A 15,679-nucleotide genomic window follows, 5' to 3' on the forward strand; every position below is an offset into this window, starting at 1 on the left:
AAATCACTTCAAGAGGAGCATTTCATCATGCATACAGTGAAGAAACTGGCATTGGGCCTGATGCTCGGCGTGCCGCTCTCAGTCTTTGCCGCCAGCATCCCCGTCAAGATGTACAAGAATCCCGGCTGCGGATGTTGCGACCGCTGGGCCGCATACATGGAAGCCAACGGTTTCACAGTAGAAACGACCAATACGCCTGATCTCCGCTTCCATCAAAGCGAAGTACCACGTTCCCACGAACCTCGCAGGCTGTCATACGGCATTGATTGAAGGTCATGTAGTAGAAGGTCTGGTGCCTGCCAAGCATGTCAAACAGGTGCTCTCGGAGCATATTGCAGGCCAGGGGCTGTCGCTTCCCGGTATGCCGGTGGGCGCGCCGGGTATGCCCGGTGAACAGACAGGTCCTCTCACCGTCTACACGCTTGGGCCAGGCGCGCAGTCCAAAGTGTACGCAAGCTTCTAAACCAAATATCGAAGAAGTGATCCGCCGCCCAGCGTCATCACCGCGACCGCTGCTGTTCGGTCACTTCCTTTTGCATGCTCAGCACGTCGGGCGGCCAGCTGCTCTTGATGTAGGCGAGCACCGCAATGATCTGTTCATCACTCAGGGCGCTGCCAAATGCCGGCATGTCGCTCTGATAACCTGGTGGCGCGGTACGTCCCGGAATCAGGCCATTTTTCACCAGATCAAAAAGCACCGCATCGGGATGGTGCCAGGTATGGCCTGTAGGGTCATGCGGCGGCGCAGGCAGCCGTCCATTGGCAAGGCGTTCGCGCCAATTCGGCTGTCCTTGCAACTTTGCTCCATGGCAGGCAGCGCAGGTGTACGCATAAATCGCCTTGCCCTGCATAATCTGTCCCCGATTCGTAGGATCGATGAACGTCGCACTGGGTGGGAGACTGGCCCAATACAGCAGGGCCGCTCCCGCCACGGTCGCGGTGCCGATGGCTGCAACGGCCCATTTTCTATTAAATCGGCGAGATGCCATAGTCCGATGGTATTCGGGTTGATCGTGACCAGCGATTCCGGTGCAAGCCAAAGCCAGTTTTCGCTTGCGTCCTCACACTGCGACAGGAGAAAGCACTCCCAACCAAGCAACGCTTGCCAAGACGCATATGGCGAGCATCGATTCCATGAGCAGGCTCTTACGCAAAATTGCCGCAGCCTGACTACTATTTCCCGTAGTCAACGACAACTCCAGTTTCGGACTCAGTCTATACCGATTCGCCGCTGCCAGACAAAGCATGCCTACGAACAAGGTAAGCTTTCCCAGGAGCAGGCGACCATAGAGCGTCGTAAAGAGGGGGGCAAGCGATGGCCCCACGATTAGCAAGTAGTTGACGATGCCGGTCACGATCAACGTTGCGACAATAAGCGTGCCTATCGATGCAAAGCCGGTGGATGTTCGGCTGAGAATCTCAACTGACCCACGGACGCTCACCTTCCTCGTTACCGCAAGCATGAGAAAGGCTGCCAATGCTCCAACCCAGGCGCCCGCCGCCCATAGATGCGCGATGTCTGTGGAGAGGTGGATATATCCTCGAATGCCGTCGTCCATTGCCCCGTGGCCGGCCCAAGCGAGCGTCGACAGGGCGATGCCGCTTGCTCCTGCCAACCCAAGGAAGCGGAGCCTCGGATTCAGTTTCAACACCGTCATCAGGATGCAGACACCCAGAGCCACGATCCGAACACTCCAGGCTTGACCCATATGGGTGCCTGTCAAAATCATCTCGAATACATGAGCCGATAACTCACCATAGTCCTGAGCTCCAGACATTGCCTTCGCCATAACGGCCATAAGACACAGCGATAGCACCATGCCAACGAATGCCGTTACCCTCCCGAAAACAATGTATCGCTGCGCGATTCCTGACATACGCTCGTTAGTGTGCAAGGCGTAGACGCCAAACAGAGCGACGCCAAACAACGCTGCCATGTCCACGTAGAGTGCAACGCGCAACGCGATATTCAGCCAATCATCGACCATCGATTCATTTCACTTCGAAGGTGATCTGGCCAGTGACTGGGTGTGTGTCCGACGAAACGGCGCGCCAGTCTACGCGGTAATTACCGGCCGCTAGTGGGCTGTTGGGCGTGATCGTCATTGTCTTTCCGTCACCAGCACCCGAAACGTTGGCATTGATCTTCATTTCGCCGTGTCCCGGCATGCCAGGCATGCCGGTCATAATCAGGTTTGCACCGGAGAACTGCGTCACCAATGTTTCGGAAAACTTCAGTTCGATCGTTTTCGGTGCGGTGATCTGCGATTTATCGGTAGGCGCTGAGGACAACAGTGAGGGATGTGCAAATGCAGCGGTTGAGATCAGGCCGGCAACCATCGGCGCGATAATTTTTGCGATGAGATGTGAACGAGACATGGAAATTTCTACCGTGATATGTGATGTTGTATTAAAGGGAAAATGCCAAGATAAGGCTTGCAGGTTCGTAACGAAGTAAAACAAAAAAGCTAGTTTCCGGCCTGTTGATTGGCCACTTCAGCTGCGAAATCGGGACCGGACCGAAGGCGAACATACTCCGCGTAGTGAGCCCGATAATCCGTCGTGGCATAGACACCCGGATCCACTTCCGCCCGTTTCTGAAGACGTTCCATCCCTGCGCGCTTCCAGGCCGCGAGATCGGCCTGGACTTCCGCTCGAGTGAGCGCGGCGTGCCCAACGTTCGCCGAGCCGCCCGGCAAGGGATCCGCGTTGGCGCCGGAAGCAGTGGCGAACAGAACAGACGCGATGGTCAAAATAGCAAATCGATTCATGATAATCATCCTCAACAATGGGGTAATGTCTCGCGCATCCAGAGACACTGCCCCTCTAAACTCGGCAAGTCGTTTGTACAAGCGGGTAACCGATGTGCGTCCTTGATGCCGGGATGCGTAAGAACAATTCTGGCAGGGGCCACCTGACTCCAATCCAACAGCTGTATTACTTTTTCGTTAGCTTTGAAGGGTCTGTCGTTTCTAGTATGACGTCCCTCCGAGGAGCATTCAGACAAACACGGAGCGCATCGTTCTTCGGTGGCGCGGAACGATATTTGCTGCATCTCGACACGCAAGCCGGTATTACTCCTCCGCATTGGCACGGTGCTCGATATAGCGGAGGTCGTGTACGTAAGAACGTAGGAGATGGATGATGGAGAACCCCAGTAAGAACAAAGGGATGATGAGCTACGGCCGCTTCGCGATGATGATCATCGTGGCGGCCATTATCATGTATGGGCTCATGTATTTGAATGTCTACGCCCTGTCACATATCGAGTTCAGCCAAACGCGGTTGTGGATGGCCGTCGTAATGGGTGCGGTGATGGCTGTCATCATGCTCGGTTTTATGTGGTCGATGTACAGAAACCCAAAAGCCAACATCGGCATCGTGATCGGTAGTGTGGCGATTTTTGCCGTCGCGCTGTGGTTTGTACGTAGCCAGACGACGGTTGACGACACCTCATATATGCGAGCGATGATCCCTCACCACTCAATTGCAATTCTGACGAGTGAACGTGCCCACATCCGCGATCCACGGGTGCGCAAGCTCGCCGATGGAATTATCCGTGCACAGGTAAAGGAGATAGCGGAAATGAAGCAGCTGATAGACGATCTGGAAAGGCATCCGCCGGCAGATGACGCCCCGGACCTGCGAAGCTATCGGGCACTCGGTTTGCCTGCGCCTCGGCCTGAGTAAGGTGAATGCGTACAAGCTGCCAAGTTATGAGGCTACTTCATTTTGTCGGCGGATCTGTTGCGTTTGACACCACGTGCTCACCAGGCACGTGGCCGCCTGCCTAGTGGTACTTTTGGTAAACGTCAGCCCCGCCAGAATGGCTTATTAGCAATACGTCATACGCGAACCGCCTGCCGCCGTATGCTGGTCCGTCCATCCCAGGCGACCCGAGGGGCATACTGGGCACGGCTAAACCCACGGCGGCAGGACGCTCGCGCAGCAGCCGCTTAATCTCTCGAGCAGGCACATGTCCCTCCAACGCGTAGCCCTCTACCAAAGCAGAGTGGCACGATCCGTAATCGTCCGGGATTTTATTGCGGCGGCGAATGGCAGAGGTATCTTGCACGTCATGAACTTTCACCTGAAAGCCACTTTCTTGAAGATACTTCACCCAGTCCTTACAGCAGCCACAGGTCGGGGTCTTCCAAACTTCGACAGTCACTGCCGGTTGTGCTAGCGATGCTAACGGGAACAGCGCGGTCGTGATCAAGAGCGCACGACGGCTCAGGGTGTTGTCAGTGCATTTGTATCTGGTCATTTTCCAGTTCCGTTATTCGAGTAAGGCAGGCTATCCACCTAGAACCAAATGCGTACGCCCGCCAAAATCGCTCGCTCAGATCGGCTCTCTCCCTCCTCGCTCGCGTAGCTGGCCGTTTTGCCGAATTTTCGGCCGAACGACACGCCAATGTACGGCGCGATCTCTCGCGTAATCTCGTAGCGCAACCGCAGCGACAATGAGGCATCAGACAGGCCGGCACCTATTCCACGCGCCTTATCGTCCTTTCCGTAGACGCTTGCCTCGATCTCCGGGGTTAAGATGAGCCGCTGGGTAATCAGCAGGTCGTACTCGGCCTTCAGGGCAAGCGCCGTACGTCCTTGTTCGCCCACGTAGGCAGTGAGCTCGGTCTCGAATTGGTACGGGGCGACGCCTTGGATACCAAACGCAGCCCAATTACGTTTAGGGCCAGTGCCAAAATCGCGCCGGGCACCTAGCTGGAAATCCCAGTACGGTGAGAAAGTATGGCTCCAGAACGCTTCAACCTTGCCATCGGTCCCGCCATTTATGCGATCACCTTCGCTCTTGATCCAGAGCTTATTCAGGTCGCGCCCGATCCAAAACTGGCCATCCCATTGCAAACCTGTCTCGCCATCTCGATCGTAGGCCACACCTAGTTTGTCAAAGAGCAGATGAGTCGTAATCATGTCATCCATCATATGAGGATGGATATCGTAGGCTGAATAGCGTTGGTCGGTTGTGCCGTCACTGGTTGGCAATGTCCCCACTGCAGGACCACTCGAGGTGGTGCCCATTGACATCCCGCCCATGGTGCTATGGTCCATCCCCGGCATGGATCGGTGATCCATATCTTTCATGGACCCATGATCCATTTTCATCGAACCGTCCGGTTTTCCAGCTGCCGAACCGTGATTCATGCCCTTCATAGAGCCATGGTCCATATTGCCCATGGAGTTAGCGCCGGTGTTTTTCGCGTCATTGTTCATACCAGGCATCGAACTATGATCCATGCCCTGCATGGGTTGGTTGCTCGAAGCTTCGGGGCCCGTTGACATGCCGGGCATGGACCCATGATCCATCCCCGGCATTGATTGGTGCTCCATACCGGTCGCGGAACTGCCTCTCTGTTGTCCCGATGGTGCATTGGCGGCATTGCTTTGAGCCATCGCTACCGGGGTCGAAAGCCCGATGATCGCGCCACCCAAAATCGACGCTAGTCGAATTCGTTTCACTCTTGATGTCAGCATTTTCGATTTACTCCACGACAACGGCGCGGAACATGCCCGCTTCCATGTGATACAGCAGGTGGCAGTGATACGCCCAATTTCCTCTCGCATCCGCGCTCACGCGATAACTAACACGCTGCGCTGGGTTGAGGCTGATGGTGTGCTTGCGTACTTGGAAGTTGCCATCCGGCGACTCGAGGTCGCTCCACATCCCATGCAAATGAATGGGATGGGTCATCATCGTGTCGTTGATCAGGACAAATCGGACTCGCTCGCCAAACTTGAGCACAATCGGTTTCGCCTCTGTGAACTTCAAGCCGTTGAAAGACCACATGTAGCGTTCCATGTTGCCGGTAAGATGTAATTCAATCTCCCGGGTCGGCGCTCGATTATCCGGCGGCTCCACCATCGAATGCAGGTCGGCATATGTCAGGACCTTACGACCATTGTCTCGCAGCCCAACGCCAGGATCATCGAGCCGAGTTGAGACAACGTCGGGGGGCATCGTGGCTGCTGGGCTATTTTCTGCTGGGTAGGGGTGTTTGACTTCAACCATCCCTCCCTCGCCAGATCCAGAGCCATGGCTCATGCCGCCGTGATTCATGCCTGCCATGCCGGCCATATTGCCGTGATCCATTCCTCCCATGGAGTCATGATTCGCCACGCTGGAAGACGCCTTGTCGGGACCGCCCATCGAGCCGTGATCCATCCCTTTCATCGAGCCGCCTTGATCGCCACCCATATCCATCCCGCCCATGTCCATCCCAGGCATATCGTGGGCCATCCCCATGTCCATCATGGTGAGAACCTGTACCGGATCCAGGGGTGGGACTTCGGCCTGCATGCCCTCACGAGGAGCAAGCGTAGCGCGCGCGAATCCAGATCGATCCATCGCCTGTGAGAAAATCGTGTAGGCGCGATCTTCCTCGGGCTCGACAATGACGTCATAGGTCTCCGCTACTGCAACTCGGAACTCTTCGACTTCCACGGGCCTGACTGGTTGACCGTCTGCCGACACGACCGTCATCTTCAATCCGGGGATGCGTACGTCGAAGTACGTCATCGCGGATCCATTGATGAAACGCAAGCGAATCCGTTCGCCAGGTTTGAACAGACCCGTCCAGTTCCCCGCTGGCGATTTCCCATTGGTGAGAAATGTATAGGTCGCCCCTGACACGTCGGCAAGGTCCGTTCGATTCATGCGCATTTTCTGCCACATGAAATGCTCATTCAACGCATTCTTCCAACCGCTTTTCTCTGCATCTTCCATCAAACTTTCTACCGATGGCTGGATGTAGTTGTAGTAGTCAGGCATGACCTTGAGCTTGCGAAACACACTCATCGGGTCTTCGTCTGTCCAGTCGGAGAGCAACACGACATAGTCGCGCTCGGCGCGCACGGGATCTGGACGTTTGGGCTCAATGACGATCGCGCCATACAGGCCAGTCTGCTCCTGGAATCCAGAATGGCTGTGATACCAGTATGTGCCGCTTTGGCGCACTTCAAACTGGTACGTAAACGTCTCGCCCGGACGAATACCGGGAAAGCTCAATCCGGGCACACCATCCATGCCCGTCGGCAGCAAAATGCCGTGCCAGTGGATGGAAGTGTCTTCGTTCAGGCGGTTCGTCACGCGCAGTGTTACCGTATCGCCTTCTTTCCAATGCAGCGTCGGTGCGGGCAGCATGCCGTTGACGGTCGTTGCCGTGCGCGGAGAACCGGTGAAATCGGCTGGCGATTGCCCTATTTCCAGGTCAAACTCCGTGCCCGAAAGTACATTCGCTTGCCCCGGATTTGCGAGCGCCCACGCCGGCTGGCGCCAAAGGCCCAGGCCGGCCAACAGTCCACCAGCGGCCAAACCCTGAACAAAGTGGCGGCGTTGCTTCAAAACAGCTTTTGTCATTTGCTCTCTCCCCGGGGCCACATTGGCTACCCGGCTCCGCATTATCATTACTTGACCGAAACGGCCCCCTTCATGCCTGCCGGGTAATGCCCGGGCTCCAGGCACGCGAATGCCACTTGTCCCGCTTTGTCGAACTGCCACACGATTTCACCGGTCTTTCCGGCTTCTAGAGACACGGAATTGGCTTCTTCATGTCGCATGCCGGGATCCTTCAGCATCATCTGATAATGGCCATTCAAGTCAGCCTCGGTGCCGAGCACCATTTCGTGACGGATCTTGCCCGAGTTTGTGACTTTGAAGCGCACCGTCTCGCCGGCTTTGACGTCGATGCGCTCCGGCGTAAACCGCATAGCATCGGTCATGTCGACGTCAATCGTGCGCGACACCTTGGCAGGGTTGCCAGCCTTGCCGATCACGGACGCCATCTCGTGGCCTGCGCCGTGCCCATTACCATGACCTCCGTCATGTGCGCCAGCGGCTAGCGCACCAAACGAAAAAAGGGCGGCACCGGCCGCAGCCAACAGGTGAAAGCGTTTGACAGCTTTGCTCATGTTAATCCTCGCAAGTCGGAGAAAGAGGGAAAGCTGCCACTTTAATGAGCCACACCCAACCGCAACCTGTCAGAAAAATTACTTTTCTGTAATGTTCTGGTCGCGCAGAATTGTGAATCCAACCTCTGACCCTTGGTTGTTCGACTTGGCGAACGCGGAGCCTCCGTGCATACGCGCAATCGCGCTGACAATGGCGAGCCCCAGGCCGTGGCCATCGGTCCGTCCGCTCCGAGCGCTGTCCGTACGAAAGAATCTATCGAAAATGCGCGGTAGCGCGTCCTGAGGAATCGGTGTGCCGGAATTGATGACACTGATTTCGACAAATTGATCGTCTCGTGTGCAGCGCGCGCGGATCGTTTGCCCGCTGGGTGTGGCCTTGATCGCATTGCTGATGAGATTAGCGATAGCGCGTCGCAGCAAGCGAGGATTCGCCCGAACCTGGGCGTCGCCGTCCGCAGTTAAACGCACTCCCGCCTCGTCCAACGCCGCCTCGTAGTATTCGACGACCTGTTCAATCTCACGGCGAACCCTCACGGGTTGAAGGTCTCTCGCGACTTCCCCGCCGTCTGCCCGCGCGAGGAAAAGCATGTCATTGATTAGCGTCTTCAGCCCGTGGAGCTCCTCCAGATTGGATTCCAGCATCTCTCGTAACTCATCTGGGGAACGTGATGAAGAGAGCGTGACTTCAGTGCCGTTGATCAACGTTGCCAAAGGGGTGCGTAGCTCATGGGCCACGTCCGCATTGAATCCTTCCATCTGCTGATACGCCGCCTGCACGCGTGCCAACATCTTGTTGAAGGTGTGCGTAAATTCCTGAAGTTCGAGGTCGATGCCTTCCTCAGGCAGTCGCACCTTCAAATTGTCCGGTCCGATTTGGGTAGCACGCATCGAGAGACGACGAATCGGAGCCAGGGAACGACGAACCGCCCATGCTGAAAGTATCACCGTTACGCCGATCCAGACTGCACATATCAGGAGCAATGCAGTGGCGAATGCGTAGAGTAATTGGGCACTCGGGCGCAGATTGACGGCGACCAAGAGCTGCGAGCCGGTGAACGGCGGCCCATCAAGGCTTAATCGCATACCTCGCATCTGTAACCCATCTGGCGTTTGGAGCAGCACTTCGCCATCCGAGAGCGCTTGGGTAACAAGCGGCGCCTCTGTACCGTAAAAGACCTCGCCATTTGGCCGGATAATCCACACCCGCAAATTCGTGTGGCCTACGAGGACATTGTCAAGCGTCTGCCGCAGCCCGTCGAGCTGCGTCGACATCGTCTGCATGTCTACCATGTGGTCGATAAGTTCGAGCTTTCCAGCGACCTCAGTCATTTCCTGCCGCTGGACCTCACGCTTTAACGCCCAGAACAAGGTGCAGCCAGCCACCGTAGAGACTGCGAGGGCAATCAGGCCTAGCAAGAGCGTGAGTCGAACCTGAATCGAGCTTGTCAGATGAGATTTCATTCGCCACGTAGCTCCAGAACGTAGCCCATGCCGCGTACCGTATGCAGAAGTTTGACTTCGAACGGATCGTCAATCTTGGCACGCAAACGTCGTACAGCGACTTCAATGACGTTCGTATCGCCATCAAAATTCATATCCCATACTTGCTCGGCCAACATCGTTCGAGAGAGAACCTGCCCTTGGCGGCGCAATAAGAGGGCGAGCAGCGTGAACTCCTTGGCGGTTAAGTCCAGTCGGACTCCTGCACGCTGCGCTTTGCGTCGCGCCAAATCCAGTTCCAGATCGTCCAGTTTGAGCAGGGTGGACTCTTGGCCGCGACCACGTCGAAGCAATGCCTGTATGCGCGCCAATAACTCCGAAAACGCAAAGGGCTTAACAAGATAGTCGTCCGCGCCATCCTCCAGGCCGCGTACGCGATCTTCAACTTTGTCACGCGCGGTGAGCATGAGGACTGGCGTGTCTTTGTGCTCGCGCAAATCCTTCAGAATGCCAAAGCCGTCAATTCCGGGCAGCATCACATCGAGCACGACCAGGTCATAGCTTCCTTCCAGCGCCGCATGCCGGCCATCGATACCGTCCATTGCGACGTCCACAACATAGTTGTGCTCCGACAAGCCCTTCTGCAAATAATGCGCCAGCTTCCGCTCATCCTCGATCACTAGAATCCGCATGTCTCGCCTCCTATTCCTTGCATAAATGTAATCAACCAGTCCGACTTATGTAAGTACTGGGTGCGTAAAGTTCGAAGTGTTAGTCAGGCTTGCATTTGAGCAACTGATTCGAACGGAGTCATTTATGTGGAATCGAAAATCACTAGTCACTATTGCCATTGCCGGTAGCCTTTTGGGGCCGATGATCTCGAGTGCGTCGCAGACATTCGAGATAACCAACGACGAAATTGGTGTTGCCACGCATTATGCACCCACTTCGGTTACCCGCGAGCAGATTCGTGAGGACCTTGCAGCATGGAAGGCCCACCCTGTATCCAGCGACGGATGGCGAGAGAGCGAGGCAGATCAAGGGTGGCAAGGCCTCGAACTCGTCAGCCACACGACTTCTCGGCAGTCTGCCTCGATCGCTATCCAAAAACACGAGCATTGGCGAGCGATAGATGGAGAAGCCGGATGGGTCGAGCCATTTGGTGCTTGAGAAGTCCACACCTGGCACGTAATACCTCAACAGAACGTGCGCAATCTCGATTGCGATAGCGGATGCGCCACTGGCCAAACCTATTCCGAGTCGTCAGATCGTATGCCAATCGCGGTAAAGGTTCGCGAGTGACATCGACAGCGTGAATCAAGCAAAACCCAAGAAGGAGAATCACATGAAACGTATTTCTTACGCCATCGCAGCAGTAGCCATTTCCGTAGGCGTTACCACGATCGCCTATGCCGATACCAAAACTCGTGCGCAGGTACGCGCCGAGCTGCAGGAAGCGAAGGCCAACGGCCTGGTCACCTATGGCGAACAGGCTTATCCAGCACCCACACGGCATCCCAGCACCAAGACCAGGGAGCAGGTAAGAGATGAGCTGCAACAAGCCAGAGTGGCGGGCTTAATGACTTATGGCGAGCAAGAATATCCTGCTCAAGAGTTTTCCGATAGCACCAAAACACGCACGCAGGTTCTCGCTGAATTGGCGGATGCCAAGGCCGCTGGCCTGGTGTCTTACGGCGACCTGGACTACCCGCCAATCGTCAAGAACTGAACCTACATTTCCCCTTGAGAGTCTGGGAGTGCCGATTCGTCCTTCGTTGGCCCCAGTCGTGATCGAACGGATCATGCCAGGGCCCTCGATAGCCCCGGCCCACGAGATCAGAATGAGATGAAGATTCTATATACGAACTTTCACAGGGCGGATGGCGGGGGCCATACGACCTACATTCTTTCCCTCGTGAATGCGCTAAAGGATTCGCACGAGATTGTTGTAGCGGCTCCGCCGACGAGCCGGTTATATAAGACCGTCTCGTCATCTCCTGATGTTGTCGCCGTAACACAGGATTTTCGGGGCGGACTGCTTCGTACGCTCCGAGAGGCTCGAAGATTCCGGGATTTCTTGCGCAAAGAGAAGTTCGACATTGTGCACGTCAATGGCTCCGCAGATCATCGCCTGTGCATGCTAGCCGTAAAGGGGTTGGGAGTCAGTCGACCTGCAATCGTTTACACACAACACAATGACCGGGATGCGAACGGGCTGGGCACTCTCATTCGAGCACGCCTGGGCACGTCGCGGGTGATTTGTGTATGTGAACATAGTCGGCGCAAATTGGAACGTAGTCCATACGCCCGGTGCGGCCTCGCAATCGTTTACAACGGCGTCGATGTTGATCGATTTTCCCCCGAACCACATCTTGAGGTTTCCCGCTATCGAGCGCGTTGGATTCCACCCAACTATACAAATCGTCTGGTAGTCGGTAGCAACGCGGGCACTGCGGCCTACAAACGCTGGCTCGATATGGTGGAAGGCGTGGCCTTGCTACCCGAGCATCTTCGCAATCAAATTTTGATTTTGATCGCGGGGACTACTCCATCGGAAGAACAGTTGGCAAAAGTTGAGCAGCTCGGCATGACAGATCATGTCATCTTTGCTGGCCTGCTGGACGACGTTCGTCCGTTCATTGCCGCCCTGGATATAGGGTTCGTACTATCGTCTGAGATCGAGACCATATCGTTCGCTTGCCGCGAGATGATGGCTATGGGCATCCCAGTTATCGTCAGCGATGCGGGTGGGCTCGCCGAGAATATTGATCCGCAACGCGATGGGTGGATAGTTCCCGCCCAAAAGCCCACTGCGGTCGCTGGCGTTATAGAAAACGTCTTGAAGGATCGAGCCGTGTTGGCCCCTATGCGCCAAGCGGCAAGAGAGAAAGCCGTGTCCGAATTCTCACTTGACAGCTTTGTTGCCGGCACGCAGGCCGTTTACTTGGATTCCGTAGGCCATTCCCAGTTGACTATTGGACCGACCATAGTTGCGTCTGCTGCGGTTGCCACGGTGTGGATACACGATGGCTCGAATCTCTTACTTTAGAACCGCATCGATGATTCGCAGGTATTCCTCTACGTAAGATGTACGCGTTTTTTCGTCGCGGGTAGCCCTGCTGGCTCCCAGCAACAACGGCAATAGGCGACCTATGCAGCGGGCACTCGCATGGTGTGCCGGCTTCGGTTGAATGTACATGATCGTTTCCCTGGAAAGCTAAGCGGTATTGATGGGCGCTACTCGGCAGCAAGCGCCATCCCACCTGTTCGTTCTAAAGGCCTTCGCAGGGTTATGGTCGCGCTTAATCGTGGTCTGAACTAAGTAAACGTCACGTGCGCGCATCTACGTTGGGGACTTGGAGTAGTCGCATTTAGGGACTTTATGTCGATTTGCGCAGTCTAAGGGCGTTGAAAACCACCGAAGCCGAGCTCAGACTCATTGCCAACGCCGCGAACATGGGCGAGAGTAAGAGGCCCACAAATGGATACAAGACCCCGGCAGCCAACGGCACGCCCAGGGCGTTGTAAACGAAAGCGAAGCCCAGATTTTGCTTCATGTTTGCTATCGTCTGGTCGGACAAGTGGCGTGCGACGGAAATACCACGTAGATCCCCCTTGACTAGGGTGACCTGCGCACTGTTCATGGCCACATCCGTGCCAGTGCCCATCGCAATACCAACATCCGCTTTGGCCAGGGCAGGGGCGTCATTAATGCCGTCGCCTGCCATTGCAACGATTCGACCTTCTGCTTGCAGTTTGCTGACAAGATCAAGCTTGTCGGCCGGCTTCACTTCACCATGAACCTCGTCTATACCGAGTTTTTCTGCTACAGCTTTAGCCGTCGAAACGCCGTCGCCTGTTGCCATGATGACGCGGATGCCCGCCGCTTTTAGATCCTTCACGGCTTCGGGCGTACTTTCTTTGATCGGATCAGAGACAGCTAGCAGACCCATCAATTGGCCGTCTGTGGCCAGATACATAATACTTGCACCTTTTGTGCGCAACGATTCGGCAGCACTAGCCATGGTCCCAACGTCAACGTTCTCTTGGCCCATCAGGGCGGTGTTGCCCAGGGCAAGACGTTTCCCCTCGACCTGGCCGCGCACTCCAATGCCGCTACCCGACTCAAAGTCGTTGACGGCACTGAGGTTCAAATTCCGCTCGCGCGCTGCGTTGACAATGGCATCTGCCAATGGATGCTCGCTGCCCTGATCAAGGCTTGCCGCCAGGCGCAGCACTTCGTCGGCGGCCATGTCGCCAGCGGGGATGGCTTGCTCGAACACTGGCCGACCTTCGGTCAAGGTGCCGGTCTTATCAACGATGAGGGTATCGACTTTGCGAAAATTTTCGATAGCTGCCGCATCGCGAAACAGCACGCCTTGCGTTGCACCACGACCGGTTGCCACCATAATGGACATGGGCGTGGCTAATCCCAGAGCGCACGGGCAGGCGATAATTAGCACGGCCACAGCATTGATCAATCCGTACACCCAACTGGGTTGAGGGCCAAGCAACCCCCACACGAAGAACGTAATAATGGCGATGACCACTACCGCCATCACAAAATATCCGGCTACATGATCTGCCATGCGTTGCATCGGAGCGCGAGAGCGCTGTGCTTGCGCTACGAGCTGGACGATCTGTGAGAGCACCGTCGCCGATCCGACCTTCTCGGCGCGTATAACCAGCGCGCCCGAAGTATTCATTGTTGCGCCAATAACCTTATCGCCTGGGCGCTTGCTGATGGGAAGAGGTTCCCCAGTGAGCATGGACTCATCAAGAGAACTTGCGCCTTCTTCGACGATGCCATCAACCGGCACTTTCTCTCCAGGGCGCACACGTAAGCGATCTCCTTCATGGACATGCGTCAGGGGCACATCTTCCTCCGTACCATCCGCGTTGATACGGCGCGCCGTTTTTGGTGCGAGCCCAAGCAGCGATTTGATGGCAGCTGACGTCTGTGAACGGGCTCGAAGTTCGAGTATTTGACCAAATAGCGTCAGCGAGATGATGACTACTGCAGCTTCAAAGTAGACCGCGATGCGACCCATGGCCATGAATGTTTCAGGAAATATCCCCGGAGCCACTGTCGCCACAACGCTATAGCTAAATGCAGCGGCTGTACCCAGACCGATGAGCGTCCACATATTGGGGCTACGATTGATTACCGACTGCCAACCCCGCACAAAAAAAGGCTGACCGGCCCACAGCACCACCGGTATCGATAACACCAGCTCAATCCAGGTTTGAGCAGTCATGCTGAACCATCCCAACTGATGGCCAAACATGGCGAGCACTGTGACAACGATGGTGAATGGCAGCGTCCACCAGAATCGTCGGGTGAAATCCTCCAGCTCCGGGTTGTCGTCCTCCACGGATGGCATCAGCGGCTCGAGCGCCATGCCACACTTCGGACAGCTTCCGGGATGATCTTGTCGAATCTCGGGGTGCATGGGGCAGGTATAGATGGTGCCAGGAACCTCTTGCTCGAAAGTCGATTCGCCCTTGTTTTTCAGAGCACTGAACTTTTCAGGCTCGCGACTGAAGGCTTCTAAGCACTTTGCACTGCAGAAATGGAAAGACTTGCCTGCACGCTCAATGTGATGCGGAGACTTTTCTGTTACCGGCATCCCGCACACGGGGTCGCTGAGTGGGGAGTCAGACTCCGAGTGTTTCGGATTCTGCCCGTGAGGATGTTCAGATTTGTTCTGCGCCATGACAATAAACCTTTCAGAGTGAGCGCGAATCCAGCCCATGTACTGCTGACACTGTCAGCTCCCCGGGAGTTTGGGGCAGATTCCATCATGCCACATACCCACCTGTTTTTAGTCGCAAACTCGTATCCCCGCGAATTACATTTTTGTCATGTGGACTACCGTTTTGAGTGGAATCAACACTAACTACTTGTTAGTTGTTAATAACAACGTATGAAAGGTCACTGAATCGCCCCAGGGGCGATTCATCGATCTCTTCTGTCCACTTGGGATCATCTTTCTTGACAGACAAGGCGACGAAGTCGATTTTTAGGTCGTTGGTTTTCAGTCAGCGAAGAAGTTTATGCGCTCATTGAATACGGCCATTCCCCTTTGACATTACAGCGCGACCGACAGCATGTCAAAAATGTAATCGAGACGTCCACCTTCTGTCAGGGATAGTTCGTTAAAATGGCCGCACACAGAAGCTTGCGTACTATAAGCATGATGACAAAATAGCTTTCCCGAGTGTTGTTAACTTGAACGGATTGGGTCGATATGAAAACGTTACTCATAGAGCAACTAAATTGTCCGATGGAAAACGCGTCCCATAGCTGCAA

At 55.4% G+C, this 15,679-nt stretch carries 17 protein-coding genes; 6 read left to right on the top strand and 11 right to left on the bottom strand.

Annotation, left to right across the window (positions count from 1 at the left end; translation table 11 throughout):
• Positions 1–27 precede the first annotated feature (27 nt).
• Together ACNA0I_RS16720 and ACNA0I_RS16725 are read left to right on the top strand one after the other, a co-directional pair.
• On the top strand, positions 28–270 hold the full coding sequence (locus tag ACNA0I_RS16720; protein ID WP_415807121.1) for a DUF411 domain-containing protein: 243 nt from the start codon (positions 28–30) through the stop codon (positions 268–270).
• Between the two features lie 22 nt (positions 271–292).
• Positions 293–463, top strand: a complete 171-nt coding sequence (locus ACNA0I_RS16725) for a DUF411 domain-containing protein (RefSeq protein WP_415807123.1) — start codon at positions 293–295, stop codon at positions 461–463.
• Between the two features lie 37 nt (positions 464–500).
• Here the strand turns inward: ACNA0I_RS16725 and ACNA0I_RS16730 are convergent, their stop codons facing one another.
• From ACNA0I_RS16730 to ACNA0I_RS16745, 4 genes are all read right to left on the bottom strand, one after another.
• Positions 501–989, bottom strand: coding sequence for a c-type cytochrome (locus ACNA0I_RS16730; protein ID WP_415807124.1), 489 nt, complete (start codon positions 987–989; stop codon positions 501–503).
• 72 nt (positions 990–1,061) lie between these two features.
• Entirely contained in the window at positions 1,062–1,988 is a 927-nt protein-coding gene (gene copD, locus ACNA0I_RS16735) for a copper homeostasis membrane protein CopD (protein WP_415807126.1), read from the bottom strand.
• Positions 1,989–1,992: 4 nt separating this feature from the next.
• Positions 1,993–2,379, bottom strand: a complete 387-nt coding sequence (gene copC / locus ACNA0I_RS16740) for a copper homeostasis periplasmic binding protein CopC (protein ID WP_415807127.1) — start codon at positions 2,377–2,379, stop codon at positions 1,993–1,995.
• Positions 2,380–2,468: 89 nt separating this feature from the next.
• Positions 2,469–2,771, bottom strand: a complete 303-nt coding sequence (locus ACNA0I_RS16745) for a DUF4148 domain-containing protein (RefSeq protein ID WP_415807128.1) — start codon at positions 2,769–2,771, stop codon at positions 2,469–2,471.
• Between the two features lie 370 nt (positions 2,772–3,141).
• Between ACNA0I_RS16745 and ACNA0I_RS16750 the strand changes: the two genes are divergently transcribed.
• Complete coding sequence (locus ACNA0I_RS16750) at positions 3,142–3,690, top strand: DUF305 domain-containing protein (protein ID WP_415807129.1); 549 nt, start codon at positions 3,142–3,144, stop codon at positions 3,688–3,690.
• Between the two features lie 100 nt (positions 3,691–3,790).
• On the opposite strand, the gene ACNA0I_RS16755 is transcribed toward ACNA0I_RS16750, so the two are convergent.
• The 6 genes from ACNA0I_RS16755 to ACNA0I_RS16780 form a co-directional block, all read right to left on the bottom strand.
• On the bottom strand, positions 3,791–4,267 hold the full coding sequence (locus ACNA0I_RS16755) for a DUF411 domain-containing protein (protein WP_415807130.1): 477 nt from the start codon (positions 4,265–4,267) through the stop codon (positions 3,791–3,793).
• 38 nt (positions 4,268–4,305) lie between these two features.
• Complete coding sequence (locus tag ACNA0I_RS16760; protein ID WP_415807188.1) at positions 4,306–5,124, bottom strand: copper resistance protein B; 819 nt, start codon at positions 5,122–5,124, stop codon at positions 4,306–4,308.
• Positions 5,125–5,500: 376 nt separating this feature from the next.
• Positions 5,501–7,375, bottom strand: coding sequence for a copper resistance system multicopper oxidase (locus tag ACNA0I_RS16765; protein WP_415807131.1), 1,875 nt, complete (start codon positions 7,373–7,375; stop codon positions 5,501–5,503).
• A gap of 47 nt (positions 7,376–7,422) precedes the next feature.
• The gene (locus tag ACNA0I_RS16770) at positions 7,423–7,926 is read right to left on the bottom strand and encodes a cupredoxin domain-containing protein (protein ID WP_415807132.1); all 504 of its coding nucleotides are present in this window, start codon (positions 7,924–7,926) and stop codon (positions 7,423–7,425) included.
• 78 nt (positions 7,927–8,004) lie between these two features.
• Entirely contained in the window at positions 8,005–9,387 is a 1,383-nt protein-coding gene (locus ACNA0I_RS16775) for a heavy metal sensor histidine kinase (protein ID WP_415807133.1), read from the bottom strand.
• Positions 9,384–10,058 (bottom strand): heavy metal response regulator transcription factor, encoded by a 675-nt coding sequence (locus tag ACNA0I_RS16780; protein WP_415807134.1) that lies wholly within the window; start codon positions 10,056–10,058, stop codon positions 9,384–9,386. Before ACNA0I_RS16780 ends, ACNA0I_RS16775 begins: the two co-directional genes overlap by 4 nt.
• A gap of 124 nt (positions 10,059–10,182) precedes the next feature.
• On the opposite strand from ACNA0I_RS16780, the gene ACNA0I_RS16785 reads away from it, so the two are divergent.
• The 3 genes from ACNA0I_RS16785 to ACNA0I_RS16795 all read left to right on the top strand — a co-directional run bounded on the left by ACNA0I_RS16785 (position 10,183) and on the right by ACNA0I_RS16795 (position 12,415).
• Entirely contained in the window at positions 10,183–10,536 is a 354-nt protein-coding gene (locus ACNA0I_RS16785; RefSeq protein ID WP_415807136.1) for a hypothetical protein, read from the top strand.
• A 175-nt stretch (positions 10,537–10,711) separates the two neighbouring features.
• Positions 10,712–11,095 (top strand): DUF4148 domain-containing protein, encoded by a 384-nt coding sequence (locus ACNA0I_RS16790; RefSeq protein WP_415807137.1) that lies wholly within the window; start codon positions 10,712–10,714, stop codon positions 11,093–11,095.
• A 117-nt stretch (positions 11,096–11,212) separates the two neighbouring features.
• Positions 11,213–12,415 carry a glycosyltransferase gene (locus tag ACNA0I_RS16795; protein WP_415807138.1) on the top strand — a complete coding sequence of 401 codons (1,203 nt, stop codon included), beginning with the start codon at positions 11,213–11,215 and terminating at the stop codon, positions 12,413–12,415.
• Positions 12,416–12,746: 331 nt separating this feature from the next.
• On the opposite strand, the gene ACNA0I_RS16800 is transcribed toward ACNA0I_RS16795, so the two are convergent.
• The gene (locus ACNA0I_RS16800) at positions 12,747–14,996 is read right to left on the bottom strand and encodes a heavy metal translocating P-type ATPase (RefSeq protein WP_415807189.1); all 2,250 of its coding nucleotides are present in this window, start codon (positions 14,994–14,996) and stop codon (positions 12,747–12,749) included.
• Positions 14,997–15,679 lie beyond the last annotated feature (683 nt).

It is taken from the genome of Bordetella muralis (assembly GCF_965139205.1).
Classification (GTDB): domain Bacteria; phylum Pseudomonadota; class Gammaproteobacteria; order Burkholderiales; family Burkholderiaceae_B; genus Bordetella_A; species Bordetella_A muralis.

Excerpts from the sequence above, each read along its gene's own strand:
- ACNA0I_RS16745 (WP_415807128.1), bottom strand. The coding sequence starts at position 2,771 with ATGAATCGATTTGCTATTTTGACCATCGCGTCTGTTCTGTTCGCCACT.
- ACNA0I_RS16795 (WP_415807138.1), top strand. The coding sequence starts at position 11,213 with ATGAAGATTCTATATACGAACTTTCACAGGGCGGATGGCGGGGGCCAT.
- ACNA0I_RS16765 (WP_415807131.1), bottom strand. The coding sequence starts at position 7,375 with ATGACAAAAGCTGTTTTGAAGCAACGCCGCCACTTTGTTCAGGGTTTG.
- ACNA0I_RS16785 (WP_415807136.1), top strand. The coding sequence starts at position 10,183 with ATGTGGAATCGAAAATCACTAGTCACTATTGCCATTGCCGGTAGCCTT.
- ACNA0I_RS16775 (WP_415807133.1), bottom strand. The coding sequence starts at position 9,387 with ATGAAATCTCATCTGACAAGCTCGATTCAGGTTCGACTCACGCTCTTG.
- ACNA0I_RS16780 (WP_415807134.1), bottom strand. The coding sequence starts at position 10,058 with ATGCGGATTCTAGTGATCGAGGATGAGCGGAAGCTGGCGCATTATTTG.
- ACNA0I_RS16755 (WP_415807130.1), bottom strand. The coding sequence starts at position 4,267 with ATGACCAGATACAAATGCACTGACAACACCCTGAGCCGTCGTGCGCTC.
- ACNA0I_RS16720 (WP_415807121.1), top strand. The coding sequence starts at position 28 with ATGCATACAGTGAAGAAACTGGCATTGGGCCTGATGCTCGGCGTGCCG.
- copD (WP_415807126.1), bottom strand. The coding sequence starts at position 1,988 with ATGGTCGATGATTGGCTGAATATCGCGTTGCGCGTTGCACTCTACGTG.
- ACNA0I_RS16760 (WP_415807188.1), bottom strand. The coding sequence starts at position 5,124 with ATGAAAATGGATCATGGGTCCATGAAAGATATGGATCACCGATCCATG.
- ACNA0I_RS16800 (WP_415807189.1), bottom strand. The coding sequence starts at position 14,996 with ATGCCGGTAACAGAAAAGTCTCCGCATCACATTGAGCGTGCAGGCAAG.
- ACNA0I_RS16770 (WP_415807132.1), bottom strand. The coding sequence starts at position 7,926 with ATGAGCAAAGCTGTCAAACGCTTTCACCTGTTGGCTGCGGCCGGTGCC.
- ACNA0I_RS16790 (WP_415807137.1), top strand. The coding sequence starts at position 10,712 with ATGAAACGTATTTCTTACGCCATCGCAGCAGTAGCCATTTCCGTAGGC.
- ACNA0I_RS16750 (WP_415807129.1), top strand. The coding sequence starts at position 3,142 with ATGATGGAGAACCCCAGTAAGAACAAAGGGATGATGAGCTACGGCCGC.
- ACNA0I_RS16730 (WP_415807124.1), bottom strand. The coding sequence starts at position 989 with ATGGCATCTCGCCGATTTAATAGAAAATGGGCCGTTGCAGCCATCGGC.
- copC (WP_415807127.1), bottom strand. The coding sequence starts at position 2,379 with ATGTCTCGTTCACATCTCATCGCAAAAATTATCGCGCCGATGGTTGCC.